9 protein-coding genes and 1 pseudogene are annotated in these 8,403 nt (G+C 29.4%); 6 read left to right on the top strand and 4 right to left on the bottom strand.

Going from position 1 to position 8,403, the window contains the following annotated elements:
* Positions 1 to 80 precede the first annotated feature (80 nt).
* From Q5O44_RS04880 to Q5O44_RS04865, 4 genes and pseudogenes are all read left to right on the top strand, one after another.
* Positions 81 to 476 (top strand): annotated as a pseudogene (locus Q5O44_RS04880) (aldo/keto reductase); the annotation flags it as partial.
* A 286-nt stretch (positions 477 to 762) separates the two neighbouring features.
* The gene (locus Q5O44_RS04875; protein WP_022167271.1) at positions 763 to 1,551 is read left to right on the top strand and encodes a PHP domain-containing protein; all 789 of its coding nucleotides are present in this window, start codon (positions 763 to 765) and stop codon (positions 1,549 to 1,551) included.
* Positions 1,552 to 1,719: 168 nt separating this feature from the next.
* A complete protein-coding gene (locus Q5O44_RS04870) occupies positions 1,720 to 2,691 on the top strand; it encodes a tRNA-dihydrouridine synthase (protein ID WP_022167270.1) in 972 nt (323 codons plus the stop codon).
* Positions 2,692 to 2,746: 55 nt separating this feature from the next.
* Positions 2,747 to 3,271: a DUF308 domain-containing protein gene (locus Q5O44_RS04865; protein ID WP_291662991.1), complete on the top strand. Its 525-nt coding sequence runs from the start codon at positions 2,747 to 2,749 to the stop codon at positions 3,269 to 3,271.
* A gap of 92 nt (positions 3,272 to 3,363) precedes the next feature.
* Here the strand turns inward: Q5O44_RS04865 and sdaAA are convergent, their stop codons facing one another.
* Together sdaAA and sdaAB are read right to left on the bottom strand one after the other, a co-directional pair.
* Positions 3,364 to 4,251 carry an L-serine ammonia-lyase, iron-sulfur-dependent, subunit alpha gene (sdaAA, locus tag Q5O44_RS04860; RefSeq protein WP_022167268.1) on the bottom strand — a complete coding sequence of 296 codons (888 nt, stop codon included), beginning with the start codon at positions 4,249 to 4,251 and terminating at the stop codon, positions 3,364 to 3,366.
* Between the two features lie 2 nt (positions 4,252 to 4,253).
* Positions 4,254 to 4,931, bottom strand: a complete 678-nt coding sequence (gene sdaAB / locus Q5O44_RS04855) for an L-serine ammonia-lyase, iron-sulfur-dependent subunit beta (RefSeq protein WP_022167267.1) — start codon at positions 4,929 to 4,931, stop codon at positions 4,254 to 4,256.
* Between the two features lie 258 nt (positions 4,932 to 5,189).
* On the opposite strand from sdaAB, the gene Q5O44_RS04850 reads away from it, so the two are divergent.
* Positions 5,190 to 6,206: a phosphotransferase gene (locus Q5O44_RS04850; protein WP_022167266.1), complete on the top strand. Its 1,017-nt coding sequence runs from the start codon at positions 5,190 to 5,192 to the stop codon at positions 6,204 to 6,206.
* Positions 6,207 to 6,334: 128 nt separating this feature from the next.
* Complete coding sequence (locus Q5O44_RS04845) at positions 6,335 to 6,742, top strand: C-GCAxxG-C-C family protein (protein ID WP_022167265.1); 408 nt, start codon at positions 6,335 to 6,337, stop codon at positions 6,740 to 6,742.
* A gap of 18 nt (positions 6,743 to 6,760) precedes the next feature.
* On the opposite strand, the gene Q5O44_RS04840 is transcribed toward Q5O44_RS04845, so the two are convergent.
* Together Q5O44_RS04840 and Q5O44_RS15215 are read right to left on the bottom strand one after the other, a co-directional pair.
* Positions 6,761 to 8,143: an MATE family efflux transporter gene (locus tag Q5O44_RS04840; protein WP_022167264.1), complete on the bottom strand. Its 1,383-nt coding sequence runs from the start codon at positions 8,141 to 8,143 to the stop codon at positions 6,761 to 6,763.
* Between the two features lie 98 nt (positions 8,144 to 8,241).
* Positions 8,242 to 8,370, bottom strand: a complete 129-nt coding sequence (locus Q5O44_RS15215; RefSeq protein ID WP_370545562.1) for a PepSY domain-containing protein — start codon at positions 8,368 to 8,370, stop codon at positions 8,242 to 8,244.
* Positions 8,371 to 8,403: the final 33 nt, after the last annotated feature.

The following is an 8,403-nucleotide window of genomic DNA, read 5'->3' as shown; positions in this document are numbered from 1 at the left end:
CATCCTTTCTTAACTAAATATTATTTTACTTAGTTCGACTTAATGTGTCCACTACTTTATACTAACACCACTTAGAGGAGCTTAAGAAAACTGCACAAATAATGCCGATGGTAAATCAGATAGAAATACATCCATTAAGTGCTAAAGAAGAAATGCTTCAGTATTGTCAAAAGAATAATATACAGCTAGTAGCTTGGAGTCCTATAATGAGAGGAAGAGTATTTTCCAATGAGTTAATTATAGGCCTGTCAGAGAAATATAAGAAAACAATAGCTCAAATAATTTTAAGATGGCATGTACAAAGAGGAGTTATTCCAATACCAAAATCATCAAATAAGGAAAGAATAAAAGAAAACTTAAATATATTTGACTTTGAAATTTCCAATGAAGATATGAAAATTATCAATTCTCTTAATGAAAGTGATAGTGTATCAGTGTCAGGAGTACCAGATAATACAACATATCTTAAATACTAGTTAATCAGTGAAAACATTTATCTAAATTAGGTAGATGTTTTTTTGATGATGATAATATTACAGACTATTATATTAATATTTCATTCATTTTTTAAGATAATAGAGCATATAATAATATTTGAACTTACATTATAAGGAAAGTTTGAATTAATAAATATTCATAGAAAAAAGAGCAAGTAATATGATAATAGTTAGCTATAATTCTAAAGCAATAAGGAAAGTAATAAAAATACTTAAAAATTATAAAATTTAGTATAGGCTTAATAATTTTAAGGGGGAGAAAAAGGTGATCGATGTTCATGTACATTTAGAAAAAGGGCCATATACAAAGGAGTGGCTAGATGAATTTGTCAAAAAGGCCATTGAAAGAAAGATAAAAGAGGTATATTTTTTAGAGCATACCTATGTTTTTAAGGAATTCTATTTTTTATATGATGAAATGAAGAATTATAATGCATGTCAAAATAATTGGTATGGAAATAAAGTTAAAAAAGCACGTAGTATTAAATCATATCTTAAATTTGTAGAAGAAATGAAAAAATATAAGTTTCCAATAAAAATGAAATTTGGTCTTGAAGTATGTTATTCACCAGAGCATGAAGAACAAATAAAAGTATGGAAGGAAAGGCTTCCATTGGATTTTATGGTAGGTGCAGTTCATTTTATTGATGGATGGTCCTTTGGTGATAAAATGCAAAGATGGAAATGTGAAGATTATGATATGAATAAGGTATATACACGTTACTTTGAATTGTTGACTGATTTAGCAAAATCTAAGTTGTTTGATGGATTGGCACATCCAAATGCATTGCAATGTTTTGGGGCTTTTCCACCAGGAGGATTTTATCCAATGTATGTTGAATTAGCAAAGCAGATTAATGCTAGTAATATGTATATAGAAGAAAGTAGTGGACTTGCCATTAATTATGGAAATATGCCATTAGGAATGAATTATGATATGCTAGAAGCTATGAGGAAAGAAGGTGTGGTAATTTATACAGCTTCCGATGCTCATAATCCTAGTGATTTAGGAAAGTATATCAGAGAAATGGAAAAATATATTTTGCTTCGATAAGCATTGAGTAGTTTTTTAAAATGACACTATAATTTGTGTCATTTTTTATTTTCATTAATGATAAGATAATCTTTAAATTACTATACAAAAATATGTTTAATGTATAAAATATATTTAAACAAATGAAGTGAAAAAGTTAGTAAAATACTTGAAATGAGGAGTTATAGGATGAAATTTTATTTTGCACCGCTAGAGGGTGTTACAGGATACATATATAGAAATGCATATAATAAGTTTTTTGGACAAGAAATAGATAAATATTTTACGCCTTTTATAGTACCAACAATGAATTATTGTTTTACATCAAAGGAATTAAATGATATAAAACCTGAACATAATAAAAATATGAAGGTAATTCCACAAATACTTACTAATAATGTAGAATATTTTTTAAGTACAACAGAAAAGCTAAATGAATTTGGCTATGATGAAATAAATTTAAACTTAGGATGTCCATCAGGAACTGTGGTTTCTAAGTTTAAGGGGTCAGGATTTTTAGCAAAAAGAGAAGAATTAGATATGTTTTTAGAAGAGATATTTTCAAGAGCAAATTGCAAAATATCGTTAAAAACAAGAATAGGTAAAGATTCACCAAATGAATTTTATGAGCTTATTAAAATATTTAATAAGTATCCGTTAGAAGAGCTAATAATTCATCCAAGAATAAGACAAGACTTTTATAAAAATACTCCTAATATGGAGGTTTTTAAGGATGCAATAAAATTAAGCAAGAACCCTTTAGTTTATAATGGTGATATTTTTTCAGTGGAAGATTTTAAGAAATTTAAGTCTGAATGTCCAAGTATTGATACAGTTATGCTAGGAAGAGGACTTATGGCTAATCCAGGACTTATAGGAGAAATAAAAGAAAAATCTATAGTACATAAGGATACTCTAAGAGCTTTTCATGATGAAATATATGCTAGATACAAAGAAGTTCTTTCTGGTGATAAAAATGCTTTATATAAAATGAAAGAGTTTTGGTTTTATATGATTCATAGCTTTGAAGACAGTGAAAAGTATGCTAAGCGTATAAGAAAGTCTAAAAGTGCGGCAGAATATGAAGGGATAATAGTGAGCCTATTTAATGAACTTGATATTGCAGGAGATAATGAAAGAGGATTTTCTCTAATAAAATAATTGAATTATATATAGCAAATATTAAATGATAAAAGAAGAAGGAAAGGTGAGAGCTATGAAAAGAGGAATTGGGGCATACATATCAGCAATATTAATTATATTAAATGGAGTTATATGTATTGTTAATCATCAGCAAATTTATAAATGGATTCCAAGCCTTTGTGGAGCTATATTATTGATAAAAGGAATAATAATGCTCATAGAAGGTATAAGAGCAAAGGATTATGCCACTTTAGAAGGAAAAAAATTTGAAAGGGCAATAGTTATTATTGCTATAGGTATAGGAATAATTATAAGACAAAGTGATGCATTATTTATTGTTGGTGTATTTTGGGGATTAGAAGGCTTAAATAAGGCAACTAATTATTTAAACGAAGGATTATATTATTTTACTAGGAAAGAAAAGTTTATTTTTCCAATGAGTAAAGCTATAATTGAATTTGTTTTATCTAGTATATTAATATTTGATCCATTTTCTAAGATAGCAGAACATATAGTGATATTAGGTTTAGAACTGGTATTAGAAGGAGTATCTGAATTTGTAAATATTTATAAAGGAAAAGAAGAACTGTTAGCATAATATTTATTGAAAAGAAGCTTCCGTGGAAAGGAAGCTTCTTTTCAATATTTAAATAGAGTTTTGTTTTCTAAAGAATATATATAAAATTATTACTAATTTTCCTTTTTACCAAAAACTTTTTCTTGGAGAGCTTTACCAGTTGGTGTAATAGCACATCCACCTAAAGCAGTTTCTCTTAATTCTTCAGGTAAGCCTGTACCAACTTTGTACATAGCAGCAACAGCATCATCAAAAGGTATCTTTGAATTAACACCTGCCATAACCATATCAGCAGTACATAAAGCATTTATTGCACCAGAGACATTTCTCTTTGCACAAGGTATTTCAACAAGACCTGCAACAGGGTCACAAACTAATCCTAATACATTTTTAAAGATGATAGCAGCGGCATCTAAACTCATCTTTGGTGTTCCACCCATAAGTTCAACTACAGCACCTGAAGCCATAGCAGCAGCAGAACCACATTCAGCTTGACATCCACCTTCAGCACCTGAGAATGTAGCGTTCATTCCGATAATCATTCCAATGGCAGAAGCGGCAAATAAACCTTGAATTAATTCATCATCAGTTTTGTTTAATAAGTGCCCAGTTGTTAGAATTACTGCAGGAAGAATCCCACAAGATCCAGCTGTTGGACAAGCAACTATTTTACCCATAGCACCATTTACTTCTGAAGAAGAAATAGCCATAGCCATAGCCATAACAATTCCGTTACCCATTAATGAGTTTCCAGTATTGCAGTATTGTTGAAGACGGTAAGCATCTCCCCCTATAAGCCCGCTTAAAGAGTAAACCTTCTTTTCTCTACCAGCAGTAGCTGATTCTTTCATTGCATCAAGAGTTATTTTCATTTGAGCAAAAAGATCTTCACGAGAAACATTTTTAAGTTCCATTTCTTGACGAATAGCATATTCACTTAATGAAATTTGTTCAGCAGCACAGATTTCTAAAAGTTCTTTACCTGATCTAGCAATTTTCATTATTAATTACCTCCTAAAGAATTTATTAAAATAACACGGTTTACACCTTCAACTGCTTTGATTGCAGCTATTAATTCTTCTGATACATTGTTATCTACTTCGAAAGTCATTGTAGCATCTTTACCTTTTTGACTTCTTACAAGAGTCATATGAGCTATGTTAATATCGTTATCGTAGAATAATGTTGAAACTTTTGATACAGTACCAGGAATATCATCGTGGCATGTGATGATTGTTGGATATTCTCCAGTTATTTTAACTTTATTTCCGTTTATTTCGTATATTTCAACTAGTCCACCACCGATAGATGAGCCAAGCACTTCCCAATTAATATCATCACAATCTGTCATAAGGATTTTTACTGTATTAGGATGAACTTGTCCTAAATCTGCTGGTAAGAAGTGTACTTCTAATCCTTCTTTCTCAGCAATTAAAAGAGCATCTCTTAATCTTTCATCATCAGGCATCATTCCTAAGATACCAGCAACTAATGCACGGTCTGTCCCATGTCCTTTATAAGTTTCTTTAAAAGAACCATGAAGTAAGAATGTTACATCTTTAATAGGTTTGTTAACAATAGTTCTTGCTATTTTACCTAATCTAGCAGCACCAGCTGTATGTGAAGATGATGGACCAATCATAATTGGGCCTAAAACGTCAAATATTCCAATGTTAGCCATAGTGTTTATCCTTTCTTGTGTAAAAATTTAATATTTATTATAAATAAAAATCTAAGCTTTAGAATTTTCTGAAATTGTAATTGTTTTCCTTGCTAATTATACAACAATCGACAAAGTATGTAAAATGTTTTAAATTTATAAAAATACTTGCTATGGAGTTAACTTCAAGTGATAGGATTAATTCATAAGGTATAGAATAAATTTTCAAGAAGTAATCTCTTAGTTTATAATTAATATGAAAGAAAGGGAGGAAGTGTTTTGGAGGAGCAATATATTGAGTATATTTTAAAACAGTATTTTAATGATATAAATTATAGTGTAAAGGATGGAAATAGTGGTATGAATAATACCACCAAGTTTTTAGTTATAAATGAAGAAGAATATGTCTTGAGGATATATGAAAGTCATAATGATAAGAAAAAAGTAGGTTTTGAGCATAAGATATTAGAGGAATTAAATAGAAGAAATCTTTCTTTTGTTATACCTAATCCTAAAGTTAATTTTAAGGGCGATACAGTAGCTTTAAGTATTGATGGTAAATTAGCATCTCTTTCCAAAGCCATTAAAGGAAATAATCCTTATTTGAAAGATAAAAAACAATTTTATAGTCTTGGTAAGGCTGTAGGAGAAATAACTAGAGAATTATCTCAAGTAAAGATAGAAATACAATCTAGCTACCAGCCTTGCTATGAATTAGAAAAATCGTATCCTACATGCCCCTTAAAAGATGTAATAGATTTTTGTGATAATCCTCCTGAGGATTTTAAGAGTGAAAGAGGTATTTTAGGGGGATTGAAAAAATATTTTATTGAATTTAAAGACATAATACCAATATTAAGAGAGCTTCCTCATCAGTTTATTCATGGTGATATTAATAGTTCTAATGTGCTAGAAGATGAAAAAAGAAATATTTGTGCAATTCTTGATTTTGAGTTTACTGCTAGAGATTTAAGATGTATGGATTTAGCCATATGCTTATCAGAAGCTATTGCCAATGATGAAGATGATAAAGTTAAATTTGATAATATAACAAACTTTATGACAGGATATAAGAAGTTTATCTCTTTAACTGATGATGAAATAAAAGTAATGCCATATTTGATTATGTTACGTAGGCTAGATGTGATTATTCATTTTTTAGTTAGATATAATGAAGGAATTAATAATAGCTATATCACTGCTGATAAAGTATTAAGAGAGCAGCTAATTAAAGGTAGACGCTTATGTAGATGGGTAGAAGAAAATACGAATCGTATAAGAGAAATTTTAAAATAAAATTGACTTATTAAAAAGTATTGAAAATTTTTGAAAATAGGCACTTTTTATAAAGATGACAACTATAATAATTTTAAGTATAATTTAAATATAGGTATTATTTATGGAGGAAAGAAGAGGTATTGCATATGATAGATAGAAAAGCAAAAGCTGCAGAGCTACATAGCAATAGATATACATGTTCGCAAGCTGTTGCTTGTGCATTTTGTGATGTAGTTGATGTTGATGAAGAAACAATGAAAGCCATAGTAAGAAAATATAGTGGTGGAGCTTATAAGGTATGTGGAGCTGTAATGGGAGCATATGTTATAGCTAATTTTATAAAAGGCAATAGAAATATGGAGGAACCAGCTAAGTGGAATGAAGATGACATTGAGCTGTTGCAGGAAATAGAAAAGAGATTTAAAGAAAAAAATTCTACTGTAATGTGCAGGGAGTTAAAAGGTATAGGAACTGGGAAAGTATTACGTCCATGCAGAGGATGTGTAGAAGATGCAGCAGAAATTCTTGAAGAAATTTTAGAAGAAAGAAAATAAAAATATGAGTACATGATGTTAAGGCATTATGTACTCATTTTCTTTTTTAATTTCAATACTAAGATTTTTCCATACTGTTAAAATCATTGTTGAATAAGTAGCTAGTCCTCCAATGAAGTTGGAAATAGGTTCTGCTAAAAATACCCCATTTGTACCTAAATTAAATAATCTAGGAAGTAATATAGTAAGTGGAACCACAATTATTATTTTACGAAGCAGTGAAAAGAAGATTGCTTTCTTAGATTCACCAAGAGCTACATAAATAGATTGAGCTGACATTTGTAGTGACATCATAAAGAAGCCAAAGAAATAAATATTCATGCAATGAGTACCTAAGGTAATTAAATCGGCTTCATTATTAAATAATTTAATAAAAAACTTAGGGAAGATCATTAGTAAAAGCCAAATGGATGTAGTATAAGCTATACATGAAATAGAGCTGAATTTTATGGCACTTTTAACTCTTTTATATTTTTTAGCACCAAAGTTAAAACCAAGTACAGGCTGTGATGCGCTGGTAATACCATGGACAGGCATCATTACTATTTCCCTTATGGAATTAAGCACAGTCATAACTCCTACATATAAATCACCACCGTAACTTTGGAGAGCAACATTGCAGACCATTTGAACAATACTATTGGTTATTGCCATAATAAAGCCTGATAAACCTAAGGAAATTATATTTTTTAAGTGAATAATATTAATTTTAAAATATTTCTTTTTTAATTTAAGTATAGCATCATTACTACTTAAAAAGTGTAATACCCAAAGTGCAGAAAGAAACTGCGAAATTATAGTAGCTAAGGCAGCTCCTTTTACGCCCATATGTAGTAGGAAGATGAAAATTGGGTCTAAGATTATATTAGTTATGGCACCTACCAAAATAGTCATCATACCAATGCGACCAAAACCTTGGGAATTAATAAAGCTATTCATACCTAAGCTGATCATTACAAAAACGCTACCTAACAGATAAATTGTTATATAATCATTAGCGTAAGAAAAGGTATTATCACTTGCACCAAGAAGATATAGTAGGGGCTTTTTAAAAATTAATATAACAATAGTAAGTATTAATCCAGTAATCAGTAATAAAGTAAAAGAATTACCCATAATTTCTTCTGCTTTTTCATTATTTCCTTTTCCACGTTCAATGGAACAAAGTGGAGCACCACCCATTCCGTATAAATTAGCAAAAGCCATTATTATGGTTATAATAGGAAAAGTTATTCCAACACCTGTGAGAGCTAAACTTGATGCATTAGGAATTCTTCCAATATACATCCTGTCAACAATATTATAAAGAATATTAATGAGCTGAGCTAAAGTCATAGGAACTGCTAATTTTAAAATATTTTTAGATACACTTCCTTTTGAAAAATCTTTACTTATAGACATGAAGAATACCTCCTAAAAACTTAATTTTATCATAAAATCAAGAAAAATAAAAATTTATAGGAGATATTAAGTAACTTAAAAAATTTAATATTAGTATTTTAGTCTTGCTCATACGATAATATAGTGCCGTTAATAGCATTTATATCATAATTATATTCTCTATTATTATAGTGAAATTCTACTTCATATATATGTATACCATCATCATAATCTTGAGATACTTTAATAAAAGTAACTTGATTATCTGTTAAGTTAGCATG

Source organism: Clostridium sp. CAG:221 (assembly GCA_000435835.1).
GTDB lineage: Bacteria > Bacillota > Clostridia > Clostridiales > Clostridiaceae > Clostridium.
This window is presented reverse-complemented; position numbering and strand designations above follow the sequence as displayed.